This is a genomic window from Rhodosalinus sp. (assembly GCF_046542825.1).
GTDB lineage: Bacteria > Pseudomonadota > Alphaproteobacteria > Rhodobacterales > Rhodobacteraceae > Rhodosalinus.
Genome location: NZ_JBKHAQ010000012.1, coordinates 1 through 23040, shown reverse-complemented (window position 1 = coordinate 23040; position 23040 = coordinate 1). Strand labels below are relative to the sequence as shown.

At 70.0% G+C, this 23040-nt stretch carries 26 protein-coding genes; 16 read left to right on the top strand and 10 right to left on the bottom strand.

The window, feature by feature from the left end; all coding sequences use genetic code 11:
* Positions 1-62: 62 nt before the first annotated feature.
* Both groL and groES read right to left on the bottom strand, forming a co-directional pair.
* On the bottom strand, positions 63-1703 hold the full coding sequence (groL, locus tag ACLFOB_RS03110; RefSeq protein ID WP_410915750.1) for a chaperonin GroEL: 1641 nt from the start codon (positions 1701-1703) through the stop codon (positions 63-65).
* A 59-nt stretch (positions 1704-1762) separates the two neighbouring features.
* Positions 1763-2074 carry a co-chaperone GroES gene (gene groES, locus ACLFOB_RS03105; protein WP_410915749.1) on the bottom strand — a complete coding sequence of 104 codons (312 nt, stop codon included), beginning with the start codon at positions 2072-2074 and terminating at the stop codon, positions 1763-1765.
* Between the two features lie 444 nt (positions 2075-2518).
* Between groES and ACLFOB_RS03100 the strand changes: the two genes are divergently transcribed.
* Together ACLFOB_RS03100 and ACLFOB_RS03095 are read left to right on the top strand one after the other, a co-directional pair.
* The gene (locus ACLFOB_RS03100) at positions 2519-3508 is read left to right on the top strand and encodes a TraB/GumN family protein (RefSeq protein WP_410924829.1); all 990 of its coding nucleotides are present in this window, start codon (positions 2519-2521) and stop codon (positions 3506-3508) included.
* Between the two features lie 174 nt (positions 3509-3682).
* Positions 3683-4495 (top strand): DUF1194 domain-containing protein, encoded by an 813-nt coding sequence (locus ACLFOB_RS03095; RefSeq protein ID WP_410915747.1) that lies wholly within the window; start codon positions 3683-3685, stop codon positions 4493-4495.
* Between the two features lie 200 nt (positions 4496-4695).
* Here ACLFOB_RS03095 and cobC read toward each other — a convergent pair whose 3' ends face one another.
* Together cobC and cobS are read right to left on the bottom strand one after the other, a co-directional pair.
* Positions 4696-5223, bottom strand: coding sequence for an alpha-ribazole phosphatase family protein (cobC, locus tag ACLFOB_RS03090; RefSeq protein ID WP_410915746.1), 528 nt, complete (start codon positions 5221-5223; stop codon positions 4696-4698).
* Positions 5214-5996 carry an adenosylcobinamide-GDP ribazoletransferase gene (cobS, locus tag ACLFOB_RS03085; protein ID WP_410924827.1) on the bottom strand — a complete coding sequence of 261 codons (783 nt, stop codon included), beginning with the start codon at positions 5994-5996 and terminating at the stop codon, positions 5214-5216. Before cobS ends, cobC begins: the two co-directional genes overlap by 10 nt.
* Positions 5997-6081: 85 nt before the next feature.
* Between cobS and alr the strand changes: the two genes are divergently transcribed.
* From alr to purF, 8 genes are all read left to right on the top strand, one after another.
* On the top strand, positions 6082-7122 hold the full coding sequence (gene alr, locus ACLFOB_RS03080) for an alanine racemase (RefSeq protein WP_410924826.1): 1041 nt from the start codon (positions 6082-6084) through the stop codon (positions 7120-7122).
* On the top strand, positions 7119-7901 hold the full coding sequence (locus tag ACLFOB_RS03075; protein WP_410924824.1) for an MlaE family ABC transporter permease: 783 nt from the start codon (positions 7119-7121) through the stop codon (positions 7899-7901). Before alr ends, ACLFOB_RS03075 begins: the two co-directional genes overlap by 4 nt.
* Positions 7898-8644: an ABC transporter ATP-binding protein gene (locus ACLFOB_RS03070; protein WP_410924822.1), complete on the top strand. Its 747-nt coding sequence runs from the start codon at positions 7898-7900 to the stop codon at positions 8642-8644. The genes ACLFOB_RS03075 and ACLFOB_RS03070 overlap by 4 nt, the downstream gene beginning before the upstream one ends.
* The gene (locus ACLFOB_RS03065; RefSeq protein WP_410924820.1) at positions 8644-9030 is read left to right on the top strand and encodes a hypothetical protein; all 387 of its coding nucleotides are present in this window, start codon (positions 8644-8646) and stop codon (positions 9028-9030) included. The genes ACLFOB_RS03070 and ACLFOB_RS03065 overlap by 1 nt, the downstream gene beginning before the upstream one ends.
* Entirely contained in the window at positions 9021-9482 is a 462-nt protein-coding gene (locus tag ACLFOB_RS03060; RefSeq protein ID WP_410924819.1) for a paraquat-inducible protein A, read from the top strand. Before ACLFOB_RS03065 ends, ACLFOB_RS03060 begins: the two co-directional genes overlap by 10 nt.
* A 207-nt stretch (positions 9483-9689) precedes the next feature.
* Positions 9690-11045 carry a DNA repair protein RadA gene (gene radA / locus ACLFOB_RS03055; protein WP_410924817.1) on the top strand — a complete coding sequence of 452 codons (1356 nt, stop codon included), beginning with the start codon at positions 9690-9692 and terminating at the stop codon, positions 11043-11045.
* Between the two features lie 39 nt (positions 11046-11084).
* Complete coding sequence (locus tag ACLFOB_RS03050; protein ID WP_410917710.1) at positions 11085-11648, top strand: CvpA family protein; 564 nt, start codon at positions 11085-11087, stop codon at positions 11646-11648.
* A 114-nt stretch (positions 11649-11762) separates the two neighbouring features.
* The gene (gene purF / locus ACLFOB_RS03045; protein ID WP_410924815.1) at positions 11763-13235 is read left to right on the top strand and encodes an amidophosphoribosyltransferase; all 1473 of its coding nucleotides are present in this window, start codon (positions 11763-11765) and stop codon (positions 13233-13235) included.
* A gap of 49 nt (positions 13236-13284) precedes the next feature.
* On the opposite strand, the gene ACLFOB_RS03040 is transcribed toward purF, so the two are convergent.
* Positions 13285-13848 (bottom strand): biotin transporter BioY, encoded by a 564-nt coding sequence (locus tag ACLFOB_RS03040; RefSeq protein WP_410924813.1) that lies wholly within the window; start codon positions 13846-13848, stop codon positions 13285-13287.
* 192 nt (positions 13849-14040) lie between these two features.
* Between ACLFOB_RS03040 and ACLFOB_RS03035 the strand changes: the two genes are divergently transcribed.
* From ACLFOB_RS03035 to ACLFOB_RS03020, 4 genes are all read left to right on the top strand, one after another.
* Positions 14041-14688: an SDR family NAD(P)-dependent oxidoreductase gene (locus ACLFOB_RS03035; RefSeq protein WP_410917004.1), complete on the top strand. Its 648-nt coding sequence runs from the start codon at positions 14041-14043 to the stop codon at positions 14686-14688.
* A gap of 67 nt (positions 14689-14755) precedes the next feature.
* Entirely contained in the window at positions 14756-15538 is a 783-nt protein-coding gene (surE, locus tag ACLFOB_RS03030) for a 5'/3'-nucleotidase SurE (protein WP_410917003.1), read from the top strand.
* Positions 15539-15573: 35 nt separating this feature from the next.
* Complete coding sequence (locus ACLFOB_RS03025; RefSeq protein WP_410917007.1) at positions 15574-16194, top strand: protein-L-isoaspartate(D-aspartate) O-methyltransferase; 621 nt, start codon at positions 15574-15576, stop codon at positions 16192-16194.
* Positions 16195-16263: 69 nt separating this feature from the next.
* Positions 16264-17463: a peptidoglycan DD-metalloendopeptidase family protein gene (locus tag ACLFOB_RS03020; RefSeq protein WP_410924811.1), complete on the top strand. Its 1200-nt coding sequence runs from the start codon at positions 16264-16266 to the stop codon at positions 17461-17463.
* A gap of 1 nt (position 17464) precedes the next feature.
* Here the strand turns inward: ACLFOB_RS03020 and ACLFOB_RS03015 are convergent, their stop codons facing one another.
* Positions 17465-17731, bottom strand: a complete 267-nt coding sequence (locus ACLFOB_RS03015; RefSeq protein ID WP_410917000.1) for a hypothetical protein — start codon at positions 17729-17731, stop codon at positions 17465-17467.
* A gap of 157 nt (positions 17732-17888) precedes the next feature.
* Here ACLFOB_RS03015 and ACLFOB_RS03010 point away from each other — a divergent pair, with 157 nt between their 5' ends.
* Positions 17889-18632, top strand: coding sequence for a YgfZ/GcvT domain-containing protein (locus tag ACLFOB_RS03010; protein WP_410924810.1), 744 nt, complete (start codon positions 17889-17891; stop codon positions 18630-18632).
* 28 nt (positions 18633-18660) lie between these two features.
* Here the strand turns inward: ACLFOB_RS03010 and ACLFOB_RS03005 are convergent, their stop codons facing one another.
* Positions 18661-19440, bottom strand: a complete 780-nt coding sequence (locus tag ACLFOB_RS03005) for a DeoR/GlpR family DNA-binding transcription regulator (protein WP_410916997.1) — start codon at positions 19438-19440, stop codon at positions 18661-18663.
* Between the two features lie 27 nt (positions 19441-19467).
* The gene (gene efp, locus ACLFOB_RS03000; RefSeq protein ID WP_410924808.1) at positions 19468-20031 is read right to left on the bottom strand and encodes an elongation factor P; all 564 of its coding nucleotides are present in this window, start codon (positions 20029-20031) and stop codon (positions 19468-19470) included.
* Between the two features lie 214 nt (positions 20032-20245).
* Here efp and ACLFOB_RS02995 point away from each other — a divergent pair, with 214 nt between their 5' ends.
* Positions 20246-20575 carry a DUF6280 family protein gene (locus tag ACLFOB_RS02995; protein ID WP_410916994.1) on the top strand — a complete coding sequence of 110 codons (330 nt, stop codon included), beginning with the start codon at positions 20246-20248 and terminating at the stop codon, positions 20573-20575.
* A gap of 65 nt (positions 20576-20640) precedes the next feature.
* Here ACLFOB_RS02995 and ACLFOB_RS02990 read toward each other — a convergent pair whose 3' ends face one another.
* The gene (locus tag ACLFOB_RS02990) at positions 20641-21714 is read right to left on the bottom strand and encodes a hypothetical protein (RefSeq protein ID WP_410916993.1); all 1074 of its coding nucleotides are present in this window, start codon (positions 21712-21714) and stop codon (positions 20641-20643) included.
* 89 nt (positions 21715-21803) lie between these two features.
* Positions 21804-23040 (bottom strand): TolC family outer membrane protein (locus tag ACLFOB_RS02985; protein ID WP_410924806.1); only part of this gene is annotated, 1237 nt, incomplete at its 5' end.

The window sequence follows — 23040 nt, the reverse complement described above, 5'->3', positions numbered from 1 at the left end:
AGGCACGAAAAAGGGGGCCGCATCGCTGCGGCCCCCCGTTGGTCTCGCAATCCCCGGTGGGATTACATCATGCCGCCCATGTCGGGCATGCCGCCACCGGCACCGGCGCCGGCACCTTCCTTCTGCGGCTTGTCGGCGACCATCGCCTCGGTCGTGATGAGCAGGCCGGCGATGGAGGCTGCATCCTCCAGCGCGGTGCGCACCACCTTGGCCGGGTCGATCACACCGAACTTGAACATGTCGCCATACTCGTCGGTCTGGGCGTTGTAGCCGAACTTGAGGTCGTCCGTCTCGCGGATCTTGCCCGCCACGACCGAACCGTCGACACCGGCGTTCTCCGCGATCTGGCGCAGCGGCGCCTCGAGCGCCTTGCGCACGATCTTGATGCCGGCGTCCTGGTCGGAGTTGACGCCGCTGAAGCCGTCGAGCGACTTGGCACCCTGCACGAGGCTGACGCCGCCGCCGACCACGATGCCTTCCTGCACCGCGGCGCGGGTCGCGTTCAGCGCATCGTCCACGCGGTCCTTCCGCTCCTTCACCTCGACCTCGGTCATGCCGCCGACGCGGATCACTGCGACACCGCCGGCAAGCTTGGCCACACGCTCCTGCAGCTTCTCGCGGTCGTAATCGCTGGTGGTGTCCTCGATCTGCTGACGGATCTGGCTGACACGCGCCTCGATCTCTGCCTTGTCGCCGGCACCGTCGACGATGGTGGTTTCGTCCTTGGTGATGTCGACCTTCTTGGCCTGGCCGAGCATGTCCATCGTGACGCTCTCGAGCTTCATGCCCAGGTCTTCCGAGATCACCTGGCCGCCGGTCAGGATCGCGATGTCCTGCAGCATGGCCTTGCGGCGGTCACCGAAGCCCGGCGCCTTGACTGCGGCGATCTTGAGGCCGCCGCGCAGCTTGTTGACCACGAGCGTGGCCAGCGCCTCGCCTTCCACGTCCTCGGCGATGATCAGCAGCGGCTTCTGGCTCTGGATCACCTGCTCGAGCAGCGGGACCAGCGGCTGCAGCGACGAGAGCTTCTTCTCGTGCAGCAGGATCAGGCAGTCCTCGAGCTCGGCCACCATCTTTTCGGAGTTGGTGACGAAATAGGGCGAGAGATAGCCGCGGTCGAACTGCATGCCCTCGACGACTTCGACGTCGGTCTCCATGCCCTTGTTCTCTTCGACGGTGATCACACCCTCGTTGCCGACCTTCTGCATGGCGTCGGCGATCATGCGGCCGATGGCGGCCTCGCCGTTGGCAGAGATGGTGCCGACCTGGGCGACCTCGTCGGAGCCTTCGACCGGGCGGGCGGCGCTCTTGATGTGCTCGACGACCTTGAGCGTGGCCGCGTCGATGCCGCGCTTGAGGTCCATCGGGTTCATCCCCGCGGCGACGGCCTTCATGCCTTCGCGGACGATGGCCTGGGCCAGGACGGTTGCGGTGGTGGTGCCGTCACCCGCCTCGTCGTTGGTGCGCGAGGCGACTTCCTTCACCATCTGCGCGCCCATGTTCTCGAACTTGTCCTCGAGCTCGATCTCCTTGGCGACGGTGACGCCGTCCTTGGTGATGCGCGGCGCTCCGAACGACTTGTCGATGACCACGTTGCGGCCCTTGGGGCCCAGCGTCACCTTCACCGCATCGGCGAGGATGTTGACGCCCTTGAGCATCTTGTCGCGGGCGCTCGTGTCGAATTTCACGTCCTTTGCAGACATGCGTGTTCTCTCCTGATGTCAGGGTTGATCCGAAAGCTGTGCGATCTGCGGCGGGCGGCTCAGGCGGCCTTGGCTTCGGCCTTGCCTTCGAGGATGCCCAGGATGTCGCTTTCCTTCATGATCAGAAGCTCTTCGCCATCCACGGTCACCTCGGTGCCCGACCACTTGCCGAAGAGGATGTGATCGCCTTCGGTCACGTCCATCGGGATGCGGTCGCCGTCGTCGTCCTTGGCGCCGGCGCCAACCGCCACCACCACGCCCTCCTGGGGCTTCTCCTTGGCGCTGTCGGGAATGATCACGCCACCGGCGGTCTTTTCGTCGCTCTCGACGCGGCGGACCAGCACACGGTCATGAAGCGGTTTGAATGCCATCCTTGAGGCTCCTTGCTCAAAGGGTTGAAAATGACCCCTCGCTCCCGGGGCATTAGCACTCACACCTTTCGAGTGCTAACGCGAAAGGAAGTAGGCAAAGCGCCCGGAGCTGTCAATATCCGCAAGCGCGGTTTTTTTGCCGCCGCTCCACGGACACGGCAAGACGTGCCGCGCGCCTGCCCGTGACGCGCCCCCCGTGTCTCACCCCCGCGTGGCGCCCTGCCCGCCGGGAACGACACCGGGCGCTCGGGCCAGCCGGCTACGGCTCCCTCGCGAAACGGGGGCCGACGCGCAGGCGGCGCACCCGCTTCGTCGGAGGCGGCCGTGCTTGACGGAGGCGTCCCGCGGTTCGAGAAAACGCTTGACCGGCGGCCGGGGGTCCCGAGGACCTCGAACGGAAGAACCGCCCCCTGACACCCGCAGACCCACGCAAGGAACCTGCACATGCCCGGACGCATCGCTGCCATCTTCCTCTGGATCGGTTTCGCCACGCCGCTGGCAGCGGCCTGCGCGGGCGAGGATCTGCGCCGACAACTGGACGCGGAGGTGCGCGCCGAGATCGCCCGCGCAGTGGCGGAGACCCCCTACGCCGAAGGCAACCGGTGGCGCGCCGCGCGCGACGGACGCGTGATCGACATCCTGGGCACGCTGCACCTGGATGACCCGCGGCTCGATGCAGTGGCCGAGGCGTTCCGCCCCACGGTGGAGAATGCCGACATGCTCCTTGTCGAAATGTCGCCGGAGGACGAGGCGGCCCTGACGCGCAGTCTGGCCGAGGATCCCGGGCAGCTTCTGCTGTCCGGCGCGCAGACGCTGCCCGGCCTGATGGACGAGCGCGACTGGAACAGGGTCGCAAGCGAGATGCGCAAGCGCGGGATCCCGCCGCCGATGGGCGCGCGCATGCAGCCCTGGTATCTGTCGCTGCAACTGGCGATCCCCGCCTGCGCGGCCGAGACGCTCGCGGCGGGCGGTCGCGGGCTGGACCACAGGGTGACCGCGATCGCGGCGGACGCGGGCGTGCCCGTGCGCTCTCTGGAAGACCCGCAGACGCTGTTCGCGCTCTTCTCGGACGAGCCGCCGGAGCGGCAGGTGCGGCTGATGCTGGCAAGCCTGCTGCCGCAGGGGCGCGGAGAGGACATGTTCGCGACCCTGGTGGAGAGCTATTTCGACGAGGCGCATGCCGCCGGCTGGGAAGTGTCGCGTCATCTGGCCATCGAGAGCGTCGACCTCCCCGAGGCCGAGGTGAAGGCCCTTTATGACGACCTGCACGACGAGATGCTTGTCGCCCGCAACAAGGCGTGGATCGACATCATCGAAGCCGCGCCGGGCGACCGCCTGGCGATGGCCTTCGGCGCGGCGCACCTCTTCGGCAGGGAGGGCGTGCTCGCCCTGCTCGAACGCGAAGGATACGCCCTGAGCAGGCAGGCCTTCTGAGCGGCGACGATATCGCCGCGACCGGATCGCGTCACCGCACCGCCCAGCGGCACCGTCCTGCGCCCGCGCGCCCCGGTGCGCAACTGCCGCCACCCCGGGCACCGGCCCCCTTCGTCCGCGCGCTCCCTGCCTTGTGACTGGACAGGCAGGCCCCGCGCAGGCCCTAATCATGCCATGCGTGCCGTGCTCGCCAGCCTGCCCCTGCTCTTTCCCGTCGCTGCCCCTGCGTGGGAAACGGATGGCATGGAGGTGGATCTCGAACTCGTGCTCGCCGTCGACGTCTCGCGCTCGATGTCGCCCGACGAGCTGGAGGTGCAGCGGCGCGGCTACGCCGAGGCCCTGCGTTCGGCCGAGGTGGTCGAGACGATCACCTCCGGCATGATCGGGCGGATCGCGGTCACCTACGTCGAATGGGCCGGCGAATACAGCCAGCACAGCTCGGTGGACTGGACACTGATCGAGAGCGCCGCGGATGCCGAGGCGTTCGCCGCACGGATCGGCGCGCATGTCGTGCCGGGGATGCGCCGCACCTCGATCTCGGGCGCGCTGCTCTACGCGACGGACAGCTTCGAGGACAACGGTTTTCACGGGCTGCGGCGGGTTGTCGACATTTCCGGCGACGGGCCGAACAACCAGGGGCGCCCGGTCGACATGGCCCGCGACCGGGCGCTGGAACGGGGAATCAGCATCAACGGCCTGCCGCTGATGACGCCGGAGGATGAGCTCGCGATCTGGGACATCGCCGATCTCGATGTCTACTACGAGGACTGCGTGGTGGGCGGACCCGGCGCCTTCGTGCTGCCGGTCTACGGCTGGGACGAGTTCCCTGACGCGGTCAAGCGAAAGCTGGTGCTGGAGATCGCCGGGAAGGTGCCCGCCGCGCCCGAGCGGATCTGGCAGGCGCAGGATCGCGCGGAGGCGGGGGCCGACTGCACGATCGGAGAGAAGACCTGGGAGCGCTATCGCGGCCACTGGGGCGAACCCTGAGCGCGCACGCCAAGCCCGGAAAGTCGAATCGCCGCCCCGGTGGCGGAAGTTCTGTCGCGCGCGGCGCCTGACGCGGCCGGACGCGCCGCATCGCGCGTCCCTTTGCAGGGGTGCCGAGCCGGCGGCCTCAGCACCTGCGGGCGAAGGACACGACCGGAGCGCACCGCCGCCCTGCCCGGCGCGGCGAGCTCCGGCGCCGGCTACCGGACCGCAGCCCCTCGCGGCACCGGCACCGCCGTTCCGAAGGCCACCGTGTGCTCCCATGCGCCCGTCTGCCCGGCCAGATGCAGCGCGGCCTTGATCGTGCCCATGTGCGTGACCACGACCACCGGCTCCGCCGGCAGCCGGGCCAGCCCCGCCGCCACCCGGTCGCGCAGCTCCGCCACACTCTCGCCGCCGTGCGGGCGCGCGCCGTAGAAATCCGCCGCCCAGGCGTCGAGCTCGTCGCGCGGCAGCTCGGCCCAGGGCACGCCTTCCCAGCGCCCGAAATCCATCTCGGTCCAGAGCGGCGCGACCTCCGCGCGCAGCCCGCGCGCCTCGGCGATGCGCTCCGCGAGCCGAAGGCAGCGGCCCAATGGGCTGGTCACCACATGCGCGACCTCCGGCAGCCCCGCGATGACCCGGGCGGCCTCCGCCTCGAAACTGTCGGCCAGCGCAAGGTCGGTGCGCCCGTAGCAGGTGCCCGGCGCCACGGCAGGCGTGGTGTGGCGCAACAGCGTCAGAGCCATGCCAGCGCCCCAAGGTAAAGGCCAAGTTCCGCCATCTGCTGCGTCGCGCCAAGGCAGTCGCCGGTGTAGCCGCCAAGCCGCCGCAGGTAGGCCCGCGCGATGAGCGCAGCGAAGAGCGCACCCCCCGCGAGCGCAGCGAGCGCCGCCGCGGGACCGATGGCGAGTGCCAGCGCCAAGGCCAGCACCACCGCCGTCGCCAGCGCCACGCGGTGCCCGGTGGCGGAGACTGAGGGTGCGACGAACTTCGCCCCCGTCTCGCGCGCATAAGGGTGCCGCGCGACCACGGCAACCGGCGCATAGCGGCTCAGCCCATGGCCCAGCACGACTAGCGCGGCGGCCTGCGCCGGCGCGAACGCCATGAGCGCCGCGGCCTTCAGCGCCAGCGTCAGGCCCAGCGCGAGTGTGCCATAGGTGCCGATCCGGCTGTCGCGCATGATCTCCAGCGCGCGCTCGCGCGTCAGCCCGCCGCCCAGCCCGTCCGCGGCATCCGCCAGCCCGTCCTCGTGAAAGGCGCCCGTGGCAAGCAGCGTGGCCGCCATCGACAACAGCACCGCGACCGACCAGGGAAGCACGGCCGCCGCCCCAAGCAGCACCCCCGTCCCGATCGCGCCGACGATCACGCCCACGGCGGGGTAGTAGCGGGTGGCCCGCAGCAAACGGCCCTCGGAAAAAGCCAGGTCGCGCGGGACCGGCAGCCGCGTCAGGAACTGCACGGCCAGCGCAAGGACGCCGATCTCGTCGCGCCATCCGGAATAGGGAGCTTCCCGCGTCATGGCATTGCCCTAGCCGCGCCGCCCCGGCGCGGCAAGCGGCAGGTTTTCGGCTTGACCTGCCGTGCAGTCCTGCGAATTAGGCGGCATGGCCGAGGCCGAGCTGCACATCGATCTGGGCGCGCTGGTGGCGAACTGGCGCGCGCTCTCCGACCGCTCGGCCGGAGAGGCTGGCGCCGTGGTCAAGGCCGATGCCTACGGGCTGGGCCTCGCCCCCGTCGCACAGGCACTGGCAGAGGCCGGCGCGCGGCGCTTTTTCGTGGCCCTTGCGGAAGAGGGCGCCGCACTGCGCGCGGCGCTGGGCGCGGGGCCGGAGATCTTCGTCTTCGGCGGGCACATGGCCGGCGACGCGGGGCTGATCCGCGATGCCGCACTGGTCCCGCTGCTGAACTCCCCCGAACAGATGGCGAGACATCTGGAGGCCGCGCCCGGTGCGCCCTTCGGCATCCAGCTCGATTCGGGCATGAACCGGCTGGGGATGGAGCCCGCCGACTGGGCCGCGGTCAAGGGCCGCGCGCTGGACCTCGGGCCGCGGCTGGTGATGAGCCACCTCGCCTGCGCGGACGAATCCGGCCACCCGATGAACGCCCGCCAGCTCGCAACCTTCCGCCAGATGACGGACGGCATCGAGGCCCCCCGCTCGCTGGGCGCGACGGGCGGCGTGCTGATGGACCCGGCCTACCACTTCGATCTCACCCGCCCCGGCATCGGCGTCTACGGCGGTCTGCCCTTCGCCGAGGCGCGGCCGGTCGTCACCCTGCGCCTGCCGGTGATCCAGACACGGCAAGTCGCCGTGGGCGAAAGCGTGGGCTACGGCATGGCGTGGATCGCGCAGGAACCCACCCGCATCGCCACCGTCTCGGGCGGCTACGGCGACGGGCTCATTCGCGCGATGGCGCCGCGGCTGTCCTTCCATCACGCGGGCACGCCCTGCCCGGTGCGCGGGCGCATCTCGATGGACCTGATCGGGGTGGACGTGACCGCCCTGCCCGAGCCGCCCGAGACGCTGGAACTGCTGGGCGCGCATCAGAGGGTCGACGACCTGGCCGAGGCGGCCGGGACCATCGGTTACGAGATACTGACCTCGCTGGCCAACGGGCGCTACGCGCGCCGCTATTCGGGCGCATGAGGGCGCTTGCCCCCCTCGGCGCGCTGGGCCGCACCGTTCTGGTCCTGCTGGGCGCGGTCGGGCATGTGACCCTCTATGCGCTCTCCGCCATCAGCCACATATTCCGCCCGCCGTTCTATGCGCGCGAATTCGGGCAGGCGCTGGTCCAGATCGGCTGGCTCTCGCTGCCGGTCGTCGGGCTGACGGCGCTCTTCACCGGCGGCGCGCTCGCGCTGCAGATCTACGCCGGCGGCGCCCGCTTCAACGCAGAGGCCGTGGTGCCGCAGATCGTGGCCATCGGCATCGCGCGCGAACTTGGCCCGGTGCTGGGCGGGCTGATGGTGGCGGCGCGCGTGGCCTCGTCCATCGCGGCAGAGATCGGCACCATGAAGGTCACCGAACAGATCGACGCGCTGGTCACGCTTTCGACCGACCCGATGAAATACCTCGCCACGCCGCGTATCCTTGCGGCGACGCTGGCGGTGCCCGTGCTGGTGGCGGTGGGCGATTCCATCGGCATCATGGGCGGCTGGCTGGTGGGCGTCGTGCGGCTGGATTTCAGCGGCGCGGCCTACCTGCAGAACACCGTCAACTTTCTCGAGGCATGGGACGTCCTGTCGGGCCTCGTGAAGGGGGCGGCCTTCGGCTTCATCGTGGCGCTGATGGGCTGCTATCACGGCATGACCTCGCGCGGCGGCGCGCAGGGCGTGGGCCGCGCCACCAAGCAGGCCGTCGTCTCGGCCAGCGTGCTGATCCTTGCCGCCAACTACATCCTGACGGAGGTGTTCTTCGCCGCATGATCGAGCTTGAGGGCGTTGAAAAGGCGTTCGGCGACAACCGCGTGCTCCGGGGCGTGGACCTGAACGTGCCGCGCGGCTCCTCGGTGGTGGTGATCGGCGCCTCGGGCACCGGCAAGTCGGTGCTGCTGAAATGCGTCCTGGGTCTGGTGGAGCCCGACGCGGGGCGCATCACGGTGGACGGCATCGACGTGCGCGAGGGCGACCGCGACGCCTTTCTCGCGCGGTTCGGGATGCTCTTTCAGGGCGCGGCGCTCTTCGATTCGCTGCCCGTCTGGCAGAACGTGGCCTTTCGCCTGCTGCGCGGCGCGCAGAAGCGCCCGCGCACCGAGGCGCGCGAGATCGCGGTGGAAAAGCTGCGCCGCGTGGGCCTTTCGCCGGATGTGGCCGACAAGTTCCCGGCCGAGCTGTCGGGCGGCATGCAGAAGCGCGTGGGCCTTGCCCGCGCCATCGCCGCAGAGCCGGAAATCATCTTCTTCGACGAACCCACCACCGGCCTCGACCCGATCATGGCGGGCGTCATCAACGACCTGATCCGCGAGATCGTGACCGAGATGGGGGCCACGGCCGTCGCCATCACGCACGACATGGGCAGCGTGCGCGAGATCGCGGACACGGTGGCCATGCTGCACGACGGGGTCATCAAGTGGATCGGCCCGGTGGGCACGCTGGACGCCTCGGGCGATCCATACGTCGATCAGTTCATCCACGGCCGCACCAGGGGGCCCATCGCGGCGCTGCGCTGATGTCCGAGATCCTGCAACCCGATCCCGTCCTTCTGGCCTTCATCGGCTTCCGCCAGACGCTTTATCTGGAGGTTCTGGCGGTGCTGGCGCTGGTGCGCGCGCTCGCCGCGCGCGGGGCCTGCCGGGCGCTGGCGCTGGCGGCGCTGGCGGTGGCGGGCGCCGCCGTGGCGGTCAAGCTCGCCGCGCTGATGCCCGGTGCGCCGCTGGCACAACCCGCGGGTTTCGTGCGCAATGCAGGCGGCGGCATGGCCGTGCCGCTGCTGGCCTCGGGCCTGATGCTGGCCGCCGCCGTGGCGCCCGGGCGGCGATGGCGCTGGATCGACGCGCTGCACCTGCTGTGGCTGGCCGCGCTGCTGGGCTTCTGGGCCTACGCCACATGGGCCTGAGCCGGCCGCTGGCTCCGCCCGCGCTGGTCGCGCTCAACCTCTCCCTGCTCGTGCTCTACCCGGTCGCCTGGGCTGCGCCGCTGTTGCGCGCGGGCCTTCTGCCGCTGTTCGGGATGTCCGAGATCAGCGTGCTCTCGGGGCTCGCCGCGCTGTGGGACAGCGACCGCGCGCTGGCAGCGGTGGTTGCCCTCTTCGCGCTCGTCGCGCCCTATGCCAAGACGCTCGCGCTTGCAGCGCGGCACTTCGGTCTTCTCTCCGCACGCTGGACGCCCCTGCTTGAATGGATGGGCCGCCTCGCCATGGCCGACATCTTCCTGATCGCGATCTACATCACGGTGGCGAAGGGCCTCGGCATAGGCCGGGTCGAGGTGGCCTGGGGCCTGTGGCTCTTCACGGCCTGCATCCTCGCGTCGCTCGCGCTGGGGATGGCCGAGGCGCGGCGGCAACGATGAGGGCCGGCCCCCGGGACGCGGCAGGATCAGGCAGCGTCCCGGTCGTCCGGTGGAGGCGAAATGCCCGCCGCCAGAGGCCGCGCGCCGTCCGCTGCCAGCAGGACCGCTCGACCGCCCAAAGGCGTGAAAGGCGCGCGCACCGCCGGAAGCCGCGATTGCCGCGCGGCGCCGCTTGCAGAGGTGCCGCCGGCGCGCCACAAGGCGTGCATGGCCCGCTCGTCCCCCCGCTATGTCTGCACCGCCTGCGGCGCCTCCCATGCCAAGTGGGCGGGGCAATGCGACGCCTGCGGCGCCTGGAACACGCTTGAGGAAGAGGGCGCCAAGGCAGGCCCCGGCCCCGCGCCGAAGGCCGGGCGCAGGATCGCGCTCGCCGGCCTCGACGCCGAGGAGCGGCCGGCACCGCGCGCCGCCTCCGGGATCGCCGAGCTTGACCGGGTGCTGGGCGGCGGGCTGGTGCCCGGCTCCGCGGTGCTGGTGGCCGGCGATCCGGGCATCGGCAAGTCCACCCTGCTCTTGCAGGCCGCCGCGCGTTTTGCGGCGGGCGGGCTCTCCACCCTCTACATCTCCGGCGAAGAGGCCGCGGCACAGGTGCGGATGCGCGCGAAGCGGCTGGGCCTTCAGGACGCGCCGGTGCGGCTGGGCGCGGAAACCGCCCTGTCGGACATCCTCGCCACGCTCGACGCCGAACGCCCCGGCCTTGCCATCATCGATTCGATCCAGACGATGTGGTCGGACACCGCCGACAGCGCGCCGGGGTCCGTGACACAGGTGCGCGCGGTGGCCCATCAACTCACCGCCTTCGCCAAGCGGCGGGGCACGGCGATCATCCTCGTGGGGCACGTGACGAAGGAGGGGCAGATCGCCGGTCCCCGCGTGGTCGAGCACATGGTAGACACGGTGCTGCACTTCGAGGGCGAGCGCGGGCATCAGTTCCGCATCCTGCGCGGGGTGAAGAACCGCTTCGGCGCCACCGATGAGATCGGCGTCTTCGAGATGACGGGACAGGGACTGGCCGAGATCGCCAATCCCTCGGAGCTGTTCCTGTCCGAGCGCGGCCAGCCCGCACCCGGCTCGGTCGTCTTCGCGGGGATCGAGGGGTCGCGGCCGGTGCTGGTGGAGCTACAGGCCCTTGTCGCGCCCACCCCGCATGCCCAGCCGCGGCGGACGGTGGTGGGTTGGGACGGCGGGCGGCTGGCGATGATCCTCGCCGTGCTCGAGGCGCGCTGCGGCATCCCCTTCGCGGGTCTCGACGTCTATCTCAACGTGGCCGGCGGGCTGAAGATCGCCGAACCCGCCGCGGATCTCGCGGTGGCCGCGGCGCTGCTCTCGGCGCGGGAGGGCGAGCCGCTCGCACACGACACGGTGGTCTTTGGCGAAATCAGCCTGTCGGGGGCGCTGCGCCCGGTCGGCCAGACCGAAAACAGGTTGAAAGAGGCGCGAAAACTTGGTTTCACCGCGGCCATCCTGCCCAAGGGCGGCAAGCCGGGGCCAACCGGCGGGCTCGGACTGACCCGGATGGGTCAACTCGCGGATCTTGCGGGCGGGGTGTTCGGCGCCGGCTGACGGTGCCGCGGGGGCGGGCAGAGGGGCGAACAGGCGCACATGGAAGGCTTCACCCTCATCGACGGCGTGGTGGCGCTGGTTGTCGTCCTCTCGGCGCTTCTGGCCTATGCGCGCGGCCTCGTGCGCGAGCTGCTGGCCATCGGCGGCTGGATCGCGGCCGCGTTCGTCGCCTTCATCTTCGCACCGCAGGCCACACCCCTGATACGCGAGGTGCCGGTGCTGGGCGAGTTTCTTGCCGACAGCTGCGAACTATCCGTGATCGCGGCCTTCGCTGCCGTCTTCGCCGTCGCGCTGCTGGTGGTGTCGCTCTTCACGCCGCTGTTTTCCTCGGCCGTGCAACGCTCGGCGCTGAGCGGGATCGACCAGGCGCTGGGATTCCTCTTCGGCGTGGCGCGCGGCATCCTTCTGGTGGCGCTCGCCTATTTCGTCTACCAGACCGTCGTCAGCACGCAGCAGGTCGCGATCGTCGACGACAGCCGCTCGGCACGGGTGTTCACCCGGCTGGCCGCCGAGATCGACACGCGGAGCGATCCCGACGCGGCCCTTGGCTGGATCACCCGGCAGTACGAGGAACTGGTGAGCGTCTGCGACACCCCGGCCTGAGACGGGCGGCGGCCGCCCCGGCGCACAGGATCATGATCCCTTGATGACATCGGGGCACGAAGCCCTTATGTGATTGCAGGACACTTCCCCGGCACAGAATCGGAGCCCGTCGGCATGCCCGACCAGCCCCCCGCCTTCCGCGCACACCCTTTCGACGACGACAAGCTCCGCGAAGAGTGCGGCGTCTTCGGCGTGCTGGGCGCGGCCGACGCGGCGAACTTCGTGGCCCTCGGCCTGCACGCGCTTCAGCACCGCGGTCAGGAGGCCGGAGGCATCGTCACCTACGACCCCGATCAGGGCTTCAACTCGGCCAGGCGCTTCGGCTACGTCCGCGACAGCTTCACCTCGCCCGACGTGATGCAGACCTTGCCGGGCAGCCTCGCCATCGGGCACGTGCGCTACTCCACCTCGGGCTCGAAGGGCCCGAGCCAGATCCGCGACGTGCAGCCCTTCTTCGGCGAATTCTCGATGGGCGGCGCGGCGATCGCGCACAACGGCAACATCACCAATGCCGTGGCGCTCCGGCGCGAGCTGATCGAGCGCGGCTCGATCTTCCAGTCCTCCTCCGACACCGAATGCATCATCCACCTGATGGCGCGCTCCCTGCAAAAGGGCATCCCCGAGCGGATGGAGGACGCGCTGCGCCGGGTCGAGGGCGCGTTTTCCATCGTCGCCATGACGCGCACGAAGCTGATCGGCGTGCGCGACCCGCTCGGCGTACGCCCGCTGGTGCTGGGCCGCGTGGGCGACGGCTGGGTGCTCTCGTCGGAGACCTGCGCGCTCGACATCATCGGTGCCGATTTCGTGCGCGAGATCGACCCCGGCGAGATGGTGGTCATCACCCAAAAGGGCGTCGAGAGCCTGCGCCCCTTCCGGCCGGCACGCCCGCGCTTCTGCATCTTCGAGCACGTCTATTTCTCCCGCCCCGATTCGATGATCGGCGGGCGCTCGGTCTATGAAACCCGCCGCCAGATCGGCGTGGAACTGGCGCGCGAGGCGCCGGTCGAGGCCGACCTCGTCTGCCCGGTGCCCGACAGCGGCACGCCCGCCGCCATCGGCTACAGCCAGGAATCGGGCATCCCCTTCGCCATGGGGATTGTGCGCAACCAGTACATGGGCCGCACCTTCATCGAGCCCACCGAGCAGATCCGGAACATGGGCGTGCGCCTCAAGCTGAACGTCAACCGCGCGCTCATTCGCGGCAAGCGGGTGATCCTGGTGGACGATTCGGTGGTGCGGGGCACCACCTCGCGCAAGATCAAGGAGATGGTGCTCGACGCCGGGGCGGCAGAGGTGCACTTCCGGATCGCCTCGCCGCCGACGGCCTGGCCCTGCTTCTACGGCGTGGACACGCCCCAGCGCGAAAAGCTTCTGGCCGCCAGCATGTCCGAGGAAGAGATGCGCAGGCATCTGGCCGTCGATTCGCTGCGCTTCATCTCGCTCGACGGGCTTTACCGGGCGGTGGGCGAGGCCGCGGGCCGCAACGACGCCGCCCCGCAATACTGCGACGCCTGCTTCTCGGGCGAATACCCTGTAGAGCCCTCCGACATGATCGAGCAGGGCTTCGCGATGAAGGCCGCGGAATAGGAAACGGCCCCCGAAGGGGCCGCTCCTCCGCCCTGTCGGGCGTCCTCGCTCAGCGGCGCGCGGCGCCCAGCGCCTTCCAGCCGCCCGCGACGGTCACCGCGGCGATCGCGCATTTCACCGCATCCCCCGGCAGGAAGGGCAGCGCGCCCGCGGCGACGGCGGCCGAGAGATCAAGGCCGAACGCCAGGTGCAGCCAGGCCACGCCCGGCACATACAGCAGCGCGGCCGGGATCGCCGATGCCGCGAAGAGCCGCAGCAGGCCCCCGTCGAACCCGCGCTCGGCAAGCCAGCCGGTCAGCCAGGCCATCGCCACGAAGCCCCACAGGAAGCCTGCCGTGGGCCCCACGAGGTGATGTGCGCCGGCGTCACCGCCGGAAAATACCGGCAGGCCCGCCGCGCCCTGCGCGAGATAGGCCAGCACCGTCAGCGCCGCGAGGCGCGCGCCGAAGGTCAGCCCGATCAGCGTGACGCCAAGCGTCTGCAGCGACATCGGCACAGGCACCATCGGCACCTCGACCTGCGACAGAAGCCCCAGCGCAACGGAGCCCGAAAGCACCAGCAGCGCCTGGGTGGTGAAGGAACGGTGGCCGAGCGCGGCCTGGGCAAGTGTCACGGTGCTCTCTCCAGATTGACTGTCCTGCGCGACAATTTCCCTCATCACGCTCCGAAAGAAAACCCCCCGCAGGTTCTGCCGCGGTCGTCTTGCCGGCGCGAAACGCTGGCTGAGGCGACGAAGCCGCCAATGGTGGCTGGAAGCCCCGCCTGGCCGCTTGCCACCGGCGCCGCGCCGTGGAATGAGCGCACCATGACCGAAGACCGTCCCCTCGCCCTCGTCACTGGCGCCTCACGGGGCCTTGGCGCCGCGCTGGCCGAGGCGCTGGCCCCGACCCACCATGTGCTCGCCGTCGCCCGCACGCAGGGCGCGCTCGAGGAACTCGACGACCGCATCCGCGCAGCCGGCGCGCAGGCCACGCTCGCGCCGATGAACCTTACGCAACCCGATGCCGTGGCAGGGCTTGCGCGCGGGATCTTCGACCGCTGGGGGCGGCTCGACCTCTGGGCGCACACGGCGGTCGAGGCGCCGCCTCTCTCGCCTGTTCCCTCGATCGACGACAAGGGGCTGGCGCGGGCGCTGGCCACCAACGTGACCGCCACCGCCGCGCTGATCGCCGCACTCGCGCCCCTGCTGGGCACCGAGGGCCGTGCGCTCTTCTTCGACGACCCTCGGGCGGGCGAGAAGTTCTTCGGCGCCTATGGTGCCACAAAGGCCGCCCAGATCGCGCTGGCGCGGAGCTGGCAGGCGGAGGGCGCGCGCATCGGGCCGCGGGTGCACATCCTGTCGCCGCAGCCCACCGCGACGGCGTTACGCGCGCGTTTCTACCCCGGCGAGGACCGGGCGAAACTGGCCGACAGGCACGAGGAGGCGCGCAGGCTTCTGGCCGAACTCGACTGAGCGCGGTTTGCTTGCCGCGCCCCGCGCCGTTCTCTAGGAGAGGGGCCGGGGCAGAGCGGGGCGATCCATGCGCATCCTTGTGACGAACGACGACGGCATCAACGCGCCCGGTCTCGCCGTGCTCGAACGGATCGCCGCCGAGATCGCCGGGCCGGAGGGTGAGGTCTGGGTCGTGGCACCCGCCTTCGAGCAGTCGGGCGTCGCGCACAAGATCAGCTACACCCACCCGATGCTCATCGCGCAGATGGGCGAACGGCGCTACGCGGCCGAAGGCAGCCCGGCAGACTGCGTGATGGCCGGGCTTTACGACGTGCTCGACGGCGCGACGCCCGATCTTGTGCTCTCGGGCGTGAACCGGGGCAACAACTCGGCCGAGAACGCGCTCTACTCCGGCACGCTCGGCGGCGCGATGGAAGGGGCGCTGCAGGGCCTGCCCGCGATCGCGCTCTCGCAGTTCTACGGGCCGCGCGTCGCGCATCTTGAAAACCGCTTCGACGCGGCGGAACGCCACGGCGCCGAGGTCGTGCGGCGCATCCTTTCCGCCATGCCGGAGGAGAGCGCCGATTACCGCCTGTTCTTCAACGTGAACTTCCCGCCGGTGCCGGCGGACGAGGTGCAGGGCCTGCGCACCGCCGCGCAGGGCTTCCGCCGCGGCACCAGCTTCCGGACGGAGCCGCATCTGTCGCCCTCGGGCCGCCGCTTTTTGTGGATCCGTGGGGTCAACCAGCAGGTGCCGACCGCGCCCGGCACCGACGCTGCCGTGAACCTCGAGGGCTGGATCTCCGTCACGCCGATGCGCGCGGATCTGACGGCCCACGACGCGCTCGACCACTTCAGGGAGAGGCTGTGACCGGCGACGCGCCCGACGATCCCGCGGAGCGCAAGATGCGCTTCCTCTTCGCCCTGCGCTCACGCGGGGTAACGGACAAACGCGTTCTGACCGCGATGGAAAAGGTCGATCGCGGCGCCTTTGTCCGGCATTACTTTCACGATCGCGCCTACGACGACATGCCGTTGCCCATCGCCTGCGGCCAGACGATCAGCCAGCCCTCCGTGGTCGGCCTGATGACGCAGGCACTGAACGTGACGAGCCGCGACAAGGTGCTCGAGATCGGCACCGGCTCGGGCTATCAGGCAGCGGTACTCGCGCATCTCGCGCGCCGGGTCTATACCGTGGACCGGCACGCACGCCTCGTCCGCGAGGCGCGCGAGATCTACGCCGCACTGGATTTCACCAACATCACGGCGGTGATCGCCGACGGCAGCCACGGTCTGGCCGATCAGGCGCCCTTCGACCGTATCCTCGTGACCGCGGCGGCCGAGGATCCGCCAGGCCCGCTATTGGCGCAACTCAAGATCGGCGGTATCATGGTCCTGCCGGTGGGGCAGTCGGATGCCGTCCAAAGCCTGATCCGCGTGACGCGGACCGAATCGGGCTACGATTACGACGAACTTCTGCCGGTGCGGTTCGTGCCGCTTGTCGAGGGGCTCGGACGCGAGGAGTGAGGCGGACGAGTGCCGCGCGTGCAACAGACGTCCCGTCACAAGGGGCGCGTAACGAGGGAATGTCGAGCCATGCGTGTCCCTGCCCGGACCGGCGTGCGCGTGTTGTCGGGAACCGCCGCGCTGCTTGCGCTGACCGCCTGCACCGAGCCGATGGATTTCGACCTGCGGCCGAGCGACATCACCACCGCCGAGGCGGCGAGCCGTGCGGTGGCGGACCGGCCGGAGCCGGACCGCCGCGGCGTGATCTCCTATCCCAACTACCAGGTCGCCGTGGCGCGGCGGGATGACACGCTGGGTGACGTGGCGGCACGGGTGGACCTGCCGGCAGGGGAGCTTGCGCGCTACAACGGCGTGCAGCCCGACACGCTGCTCAGGCAGGGCGAGATCATCGCGCTGCCACGGCGCGTGAGCGAGCCCGCCGGAGCGGAACCGGCTGCGACCGACCGCCGCGGCGAGCTCGATGTGGCCGCGCTCGCCGGCCCGGCAATCGACGGCGCGGCCCCCTCGCCGGTCGAGACGCAGCCGCTGCCCGCGGCCGAGCCTGCGCCGTCCCGGCCCGCATCGGAGCCGGAGGACGAAGAGCCGATCCGCCATCAGGTCGAGCGGGGCGAGACCGCCTATTCCATCGCCCGGCTCTACGATGTCTCCGTGCGCTCGCTGGCGGAGTGGAACGGCCTTGGCCCGGATTTCGGGGTGCGCGACGGGCAGCACCTGCTGATCCCCGTCGCCCAGGAACCGGCCCGCCGGACCGCGGCCGAGACCGAACGCGAGACGCCGCCGCCGGGCACGGGCTCCCCCACCCCGCCGCCGCCCAGCGCAACGCAGCCACTGCCCGAGGACGATGCGACGCCCGCCGCGGAGCCCGCGCCCGCCCCGCCCTCGCCCGAGCTGGGGCGCGAACAGACCGAAGCTGACACGGCGCCCCTGTCCATGCCGGTGGATGGCCCGATCATCCGCGAATTCGCACGGGGCAGGAACAACGGTATCGCCATTGCCGCCGACCCCGGGACGCCGGTGCGCGCCGCCGCCGCCGGACAGGTCGCCGCCGTGACCGAGACGACCGACGAGGTTTCCATCGTCGTGATCAAGCACGAAGACAACCTGCTCAGCGTCTACGTGAACCTGCAGGACATTGAGGTCGCCCGCGGCGACCGTGTCTCTCGCGGCGACCGCATCGCCGCCGTGGCGCCGGGATCGCCGTCGTTCCTGCATTTCGAGGTCACGCGCGGGACCGAGCGGGTGGACCCGATGCCCTTGCTGAACCCCTGACTTACGGGTCCGGCCCTGGGGGTTCCGACTTCTGCGTCCGTGATTTCGGGCTCTTGATGCCCGGAATGGCGGCAAGGCCGGCATCCTTGGCATCGCGCCGCCGCCCGAGCCAGTCGATCGCGACATGCAGCGCCCCCGCGACGAGAAGAACCGCGGGCCAGCCGAAGGCGACCATCACCGCCGTCAGGATCCCGAACAGATTGACGAAGAAGAGAACGAGACAGGTTCCCGTGTAATCCTCGACACGGCCAGGGGGGCTGTCGCGCATCGCTCGGTCCTTTCGCTTGGCTCGATCCTTTCGCTTGCCCGCGCGAACGATAGCGCGATGGCACGCCCGCGCCAGGCCCCGGCGCCTTGGCTCCCACCTGCCTTTTCCCACGCGCGCTGCCGTCCTATGTTCCGATCGGCAAACGGAAGGGGATTGCATGAGCGGCACGGAACGCAGGGTGCTCAGGATCTCGGGCGACGAAGCGCACGATTTCCTGCAGGGGCTGGTCACCAACGATCTGCGCAAGCTGGACGAGGGGCTCGTCTACGCGGCGATGCTGACCCCGCAAGGCAAGTATCTGGCCGACTTCTTCCTGGTGCCGGAAGGCGACGGCGCGGTGCTGCTGGACGTTGCCGCGCCGCTGGCGCCGGATCTGGTCAAGCGGCTGTCGCTCTACAAGCTGCGCGCGAAGGTCGCAATCGACGAGACGGACCTGAAGGTGCGGCGCGGCACCGGCCCCGCGCCCGAGGGCGCCTTTTCCGATCCCCGCCATCCCAGCCTGGGCTGGCGGCTCTACGGCGCCGAGGGCGGCGACGACGGGACCAACTGGGAGGTATTGCGCGTCGCGGCCTGCGTGCCGGAAACCGGGGTGGAACTGACCCCTGACACTTTCATCCTGGAGGCCGGGTTCGAGCGTCTGAACGGCGTGGATTTCCGCAAGGGCTGCTACGTCGGCCAGGAGGTGACCGCCCGGATGCACCACAAGACGGAACTGAAAAAGGGCCTCGCCACCGTCGAGGTCGAGGGGGCGGCCCCCGTGGGCACGCCCATCGAGGCCGGCGGCAAGGCCGCCGGAACCCTCTATTCCCAGGCCGGCGGGCGCGGCATCGCCTACCTGCGCTATGACCGCGCGGGAGAGACGATGACCGCGGGCGATGCGCGCGTGCGCTGGCACCCGTGAGGCCGTCCGCGCGAGCCCGGGTGTCGCGCTAGGCCGGCGCCCGGCCTGCGGCCACGACGCGCAACTCGGTCTGCCATCCGGCGCAGCGCCGTGACAGGCCCGCGGGCAACGGCCCGTCGGTATAGATCGCATCGAGATCGGCCAGCGAACCGATCCGCGCCGGGGCCGAGCGGTGGAACTTCGAGGCGTCCGCCACCAGCACCCGGCGGCGCGACTGGCGCAGCACCGTGCGGCTGACCTCGACCTCGGCGATGTCGAAGTCCAGGATGTCGCCATCCGCGTCCAGCGCCGAGCAGCCGATCACCGCGATATCGACCTTGAACTCGGCCACCGCGCGGCTGGCCAGCGGCCCCACAAGGCCCCCGTCGGCGCGGCGCAGCGTGCCGCCCGCGACCGCGATCTCGCAGTCGGGATTGGCCAGCAGGATGTTGGCGGCATTCAGATTGTTGGTGACCACCATCAGGTCACGGTGCCGCAGCAGGTGGCGCGCCACGGACTCCGTTGTCGTCCCGATGGCAAGGAAGACCGAGGCGCTTTCGGGGATCTCTGCCGCGCAGGCGGCGCCGATCGCCTCCTTTGCCCCGGCGTTGAGCGCGCGGCGTTCCTCGTAGCCGATGTTGGCCACGCCGGAGGGCAGAACCGCGCCGCCGTGCACCCGCTCTAGCCTTCCGGCATCGGCAAGGTCCGACAGATCGCGGCGGATGGTCTGGACAGTCACGCCGAAACGCTGGGCAAGGCCCTCGACGGTCACCTTTCCCTCGCGGCGGGCGATCTCGAGGATCTCGCTGTGGCGGAAGGTGCTGGACATCGGGGGCGGCCCAGCCGGCGAGCGCGCTCAGGCGCGCTCGGCGTATTCCATCGTTTCGGTGTTCACCACGATCTCTTCGCCCTGCGCGATGAAGGGCGGCACCGTGATCCGCACACCGTTGTCGAGCACCGCGGGCTTGAAGCTGTTGGCTGCCGTCTGCCCCTTCACCACCGGCTCGGTCTCGGCCACGGTGCAGGTCACCTTCTGCGGCAGCGTCGCGCTGAGCGCCTCGTTTTCGTAATACTCGATCTGGATCGTCATGCCGTCCTGCAGGAACGGGCGCCGTTCGCCCAGGATCTCGGCGGGCAGCTCGATCTGCTCGAAGGTGTCCGCATCCATGAACACCAGCATCCCGTCGTTTTCGTAGAGAAACTGCTGGTCCTTCTGCTCGAGGCGCACGCGTTCGACCTTGTCGGCGGAACGAAATCGCTCGTTGAGCTTTGACCCATTACGAAGGTTGCGCATCTCGACCTGGGCAAATGCGCCACCCTTGCCGGGTTTCACATGCTCGACCTTCACGGCCACCCAGAGGCCGCCGTTGTGCTCCAGCACATTGCCGGGGCGGATTTCATTGCCGTTGATGCGAGGCATGATGCGAAACCTTGACGAATGGTTGATCGAGACGCGGGCGTTCCTATATCTCGCGTCACGACCTGTGACAACCCGGCGTATTTCGTGTATCCGGCGGGACAAGCCATGCACGTAACGCATGACAGACTTGCAACGGTAGGGTATCCGAATCGTCCCAAGTGCGCGATAACCACCGGCACGCCTACCACGCAAGAGCAATAACAAGGACGACGAGATGAAGGATTTCGTTGACGGCACCGCGTTCAATGCAGAGCAGGGCATGCGTGCGCGCAAGCTTTTCGCCGCTGTCGTGCTGGCCGCGCTTGACGACGCCATCGCCGACGACAAGAAGTACGGCAACGGCCCGGACCAGATCGCCCGCTGGGCGCGTTCGCGCGACGGGCGCGAAGTTCTGTCTTGCGCCGGCATCGATCCCACCGAACGTGTCGTCAACGGTCTGATGGAGTTCGTCTCCCGCGGCGTGCGCACCTCGGTCGCACTGTCGCGCGAAGAGAGCGAACGCCGGAACGCCGCCGCGGCTGCGGAGCGTGCAGAAGCGGCCTGACGTCCTACGGAAACCGGAGAAAGGCGCGCCGCCATGGCGCGCTTTTTTTGTCGAGGGATGCCTGCCTAGTCGAAGAGCTGCGCAGTCAGCGCGCGATGGATCTCGCGCCGCACGAGCTTGCGCACGTTGCGCGTGATGCGTTCGCCCAGTTCGCCCTGCAATTCCTGGCGCACGATGCCCGCCACCAGGTCGCGCAGCATCTCCTCATCCAGGACTGCCGTCTCGGGCTCGGACGCCGCGTCGGACCGCTCGCCGGGATGCGCTGCGCTCTCGTCGTCTTCCGCCTCGGGCCCGCTCGTCGCGGTGAAGGGGGGCTCGTCCCCCTCGTCGGCCTCCCATCCGCCGTGCATTCCGATCATCGCCTCCAGCTCGGCGATCTTGTTCTCGAGCGAGACGGTTCGCCCGGTCACGTCCGCGGCGGCCTCTGCGCCGTTCTCCGGCTGTCGTGGCCCGGCCGATTCCATGGCCGCATCTGGAAACGCGGCTTCAGACCCTGCATCGCCGCCGGCGGCATCGGCAACCGGCGGGTGCGGCGCCTCCGCGGCCTGCGGCCATGACGTGGCCTCCAGCGGGAGCGGTTCGGCATCGCTCATCCTGCGCGCCTGCGGATCCCTGCCCGGCTCGGCGGGCTCGACGCCGTCTCTCGGCGCCGCCGGGTCCGGTGTCGTATCCGGCGACATCTGCGCAGCCCGCGCCTCGGCCTGCTCCGGGCCTTCTGCCGCCGGTCGCGCGTCCCCTGCCGCACCCGCGTCGGAGACGTGGCGCGCGCCATTGGGCAATGCGTCCTTCTCGCCCGGTCGATTAAGGGCACGGGCCGGCGCGGCCTCTTCGGTCGCCGTGTCGACAGGATCCGTGCCGCGCGCCTGCCCTTCAGGCTGCGATGTGCCCCCGCCTCCCTGGCGTTCCGGGTCCACGGGACGTTCCGCCCCCGTATCGGGAACTGCCGAAGCCCGCTCTGCGCCATCCGGCGATGGCCGATCGTGAACCCGAAGCGCCGGCGTCAGCACCAGCTTGTCGCGCGCGCCTGCATGGCCGGACCCGCGCGACGGCTCGGCCGGGGAGGTCCGGTCTTCCGCGACCAGACGCCGGATCGCGGCGAGCACGTCCTCGAGCTCGGACTGGGTGACGGAATTGCTCATCTTGCGCGTTTGCCGCTCTTGCCTCGTTGGAAAGTCTAGACCGGCCCCGCCCGTCGCACAACAGGTGCAGCGGCTGCGCGGCGGATCGCCTAATCCCTGCCGATCGACTGCAGCACGCGGTCCAGCGCCTGGCCCTGCGGCGAGTTCACCGCAGGCGCAGACTTCACAAGGTTGTAGTACTCCGACGGATCGTAGCGCGGCACGGACAGCCCAAGGTGCTCTGCGGTCATCAGGCCGGTCGCAGCCAGCAGCGAATAGGCCGCGATGTATTCGTCCGCGCTGGCCGAGATCAGACCCGCCCGCGCGTCGAGCAGTTCCTGCTCGGCATTGAGCACGTCCAGCGTGGTCCGCGCCCCGAGCCTAGCCTCCTCGCGAATACCGTCGAAGGCGACCTCTGCGGCGCGGATCTGCCGGATGCTCGCTTCTCGCGCGGCACGAGCAACCTGCAACTGCGCCCAGGCGTCGCCGGCCTGCTGCGCAAGCTGATCGCTGATGACGATCAGGTCGGCCCGCGACGCATCCCGGCGGGCCTGCGCCTGGCGCACGAGCGACGAGAGCTCGCCGCCCCGGTAGATCGGTCCGCCGACGCCGAGCGAAATCTCGCCGCTGCGTGTATAGTCCGGCCGATCGTATGTCTCCGTCAGGCCAAGGCGGCCGCCCAGGTTGACCGTCGGCTGCATGGCAGCCCTGGCCACCGCCACGTTGAGTTCCGCAACGGTCACTTCGCGCTGCGCCTGCAGGATTTCCGGATGGCTGCGCACGGCAAGCGACCGCGCCTCCGCCGCGCTGGACACGGTCTGCGGGACGCGCCCCGGCTCCGGCAGGTTGCCCGGACGCATCCCGACAACCGCCCGGTATTCCTCGACCGCTTGCGCCAGGTTCCCCTGTGCGAGCGCGAGGTTGGCGCGGGCGCCGGCGAGGCGCGCCTCGGCCAGCGAGACATCGGTGCGGGTGACCTCGCCCACCTCGAAACGGTCCTCGGCCGCGCGCAGCTCGCGGGTGATGAGCCGCATGTTGTTCTCGCGAAGCGCGACGTTCTCGCTTTCGCGCCGGACGTTCATGTACGCCCGCACCGCCCGCAGCAACACCTGCTGCTCAACGGCGACCAGCCCCTGGCGGGTGGCAAGCACCGTTTCCTTGGCGGCATCGATGCGCAGCCGGGAGCGCCCGAAATCGTAGAGCAAGAGATCGAGATCTATCCCGACCGTCACGTCGTTCGTGGCGAAACCCTGCGCCTGATCGATGGCGACGCCCGGCGCCTGGCTGGACGGCTGGGCGGATTTGCGCTCGCCGAACTGGCGCCGCACCCGTGCCGACCAGCTGATC

What these genes read in the sequence shown, in the direction of transcription:
- groL (WP_410915750.1), bottom strand. Translation starts at nt 1,703, where the DNA reads ATGTCTGCAAAGGACGTGAAATTCGACACGAGCGCCCGCGACAAGATG.
- groES (WP_410915749.1), bottom strand. Translation starts at nt 2,074, where the DNA reads ATGGCATTCAAACCGCTTCATGACCGTGTGCTGGTCCGCCGCGTCGAG.
- ACLFOB_RS03100 (WP_410924829.1), top strand. Translation starts at nt 2,519, where the DNA reads ATGCCCGGACGCATCGCTGCCATCTTCCTCTGGATCGGTTTCGCCACG.
- ACLFOB_RS03095 (WP_410915747.1), top strand. Translation starts at nt 3,683, where the DNA reads ATGCGTGCCGTGCTCGCCAGCCTGCCCCTGCTCTTTCCCGTCGCTGCC.
- cobC (WP_410915746.1), bottom strand. Translation starts at nt 5,223, where the DNA reads ATGGCTCTGACGCTGTTGCGCCACACCACGCCTGCCGTGGCGCCGGGC.
- cobS (WP_410924827.1), bottom strand. Translation starts at nt 5,996, where the DNA reads ATGACGCGGGAAGCTCCCTATTCCGGATGGCGCGACGAGATCGGCGTC.
- alr (WP_410924826.1), top strand. Translation starts at nt 6,082, where the DNA reads ATGGCCGAGGCCGAGCTGCACATCGATCTGGGCGCGCTGGTGGCGAAC.
- ACLFOB_RS03075 (WP_410924824.1), top strand. Translation starts at nt 7,119, where the DNA reads ATGAGGGCGCTTGCCCCCCTCGGCGCGCTGGGCCGCACCGTTCTGGTC.
- ACLFOB_RS03070 (WP_410924822.1), top strand. Translation starts at nt 7,898, where the DNA reads ATGATCGAGCTTGAGGGCGTTGAAAAGGCGTTCGGCGACAACCGCGTG.
- ACLFOB_RS03065 (WP_410924820.1), top strand. Translation starts at nt 8,644, where the DNA reads ATGTCCGAGATCCTGCAACCCGATCCCGTCCTTCTGGCCTTCATCGGC.
- ACLFOB_RS03060 (WP_410924819.1), top strand. Translation starts at nt 9,021, where the DNA reads ATGGGCCTGAGCCGGCCGCTGGCTCCGCCCGCGCTGGTCGCGCTCAAC.
- radA (WP_410924817.1), top strand. Translation starts at nt 9,690, where the DNA reads ATGGCCCGCTCGTCCCCCCGCTATGTCTGCACCGCCTGCGGCGCCTCC.
- ACLFOB_RS03050 (WP_410917710.1), top strand. Translation starts at nt 11,085, where the DNA reads ATGGAAGGCTTCACCCTCATCGACGGCGTGGTGGCGCTGGTTGTCGTC.
- purF (WP_410924815.1), top strand. Translation starts at nt 11,763, where the DNA reads ATGCCCGACCAGCCCCCCGCCTTCCGCGCACACCCTTTCGACGACGAC.
- ACLFOB_RS03035 (WP_410917004.1), top strand. Translation starts at nt 14,041, where the DNA reads ATGACCGAAGACCGTCCCCTCGCCCTCGTCACTGGCGCCTCACGGGGC.
- surE (WP_410917003.1), top strand. Translation starts at nt 14,756, where the DNA reads ATGCGCATCCTTGTGACGAACGACGACGGCATCAACGCGCCCGGTCTC.
- ACLFOB_RS03025 (WP_410917007.1), top strand. Translation starts at nt 15,574, where the DNA reads ATGCGCTTCCTCTTCGCCCTGCGCTCACGCGGGGTAACGGACAAACGC.
- ACLFOB_RS03020 (WP_410924811.1), top strand. Translation starts at nt 16,264, where the DNA reads ATGCGTGTCCCTGCCCGGACCGGCGTGCGCGTGTTGTCGGGAACCGCC.
- ACLFOB_RS03015 (WP_410917000.1), bottom strand. Translation starts at nt 17,731, where the DNA reads ATGCGCGACAGCCCCCCTGGCCGTGTCGAGGATTACACGGGAACCTGT.
- ACLFOB_RS03010 (WP_410924810.1), top strand. Translation starts at nt 17,889, where the DNA reads ATGAGCGGCACGGAACGCAGGGTGCTCAGGATCTCGGGCGACGAAGCG.
- ACLFOB_RS03005 (WP_410916997.1), bottom strand. Translation starts at nt 19,440, where the DNA reads ATGTCCAGCACCTTCCGCCACAGCGAGATCCTCGAGATCGCCCGCCGC.
- efp (WP_410924808.1), bottom strand. Translation starts at nt 20,031, where the DNA reads ATGCCTCGCATCAACGGCAATGAAATCCGCCCCGGCAATGTGCTGGAG.
- ACLFOB_RS02995 (WP_410916994.1), top strand. Translation starts at nt 20,246, where the DNA reads ATGAAGGATTTCGTTGACGGCACCGCGTTCAATGCAGAGCAGGGCATG.
- ACLFOB_RS02990 (WP_410916993.1), bottom strand. Translation starts at nt 21,714, where the DNA reads ATGAGCAATTCCGTCACCCAGTCCGAGCTCGAGGACGTGCTCGCCGCG.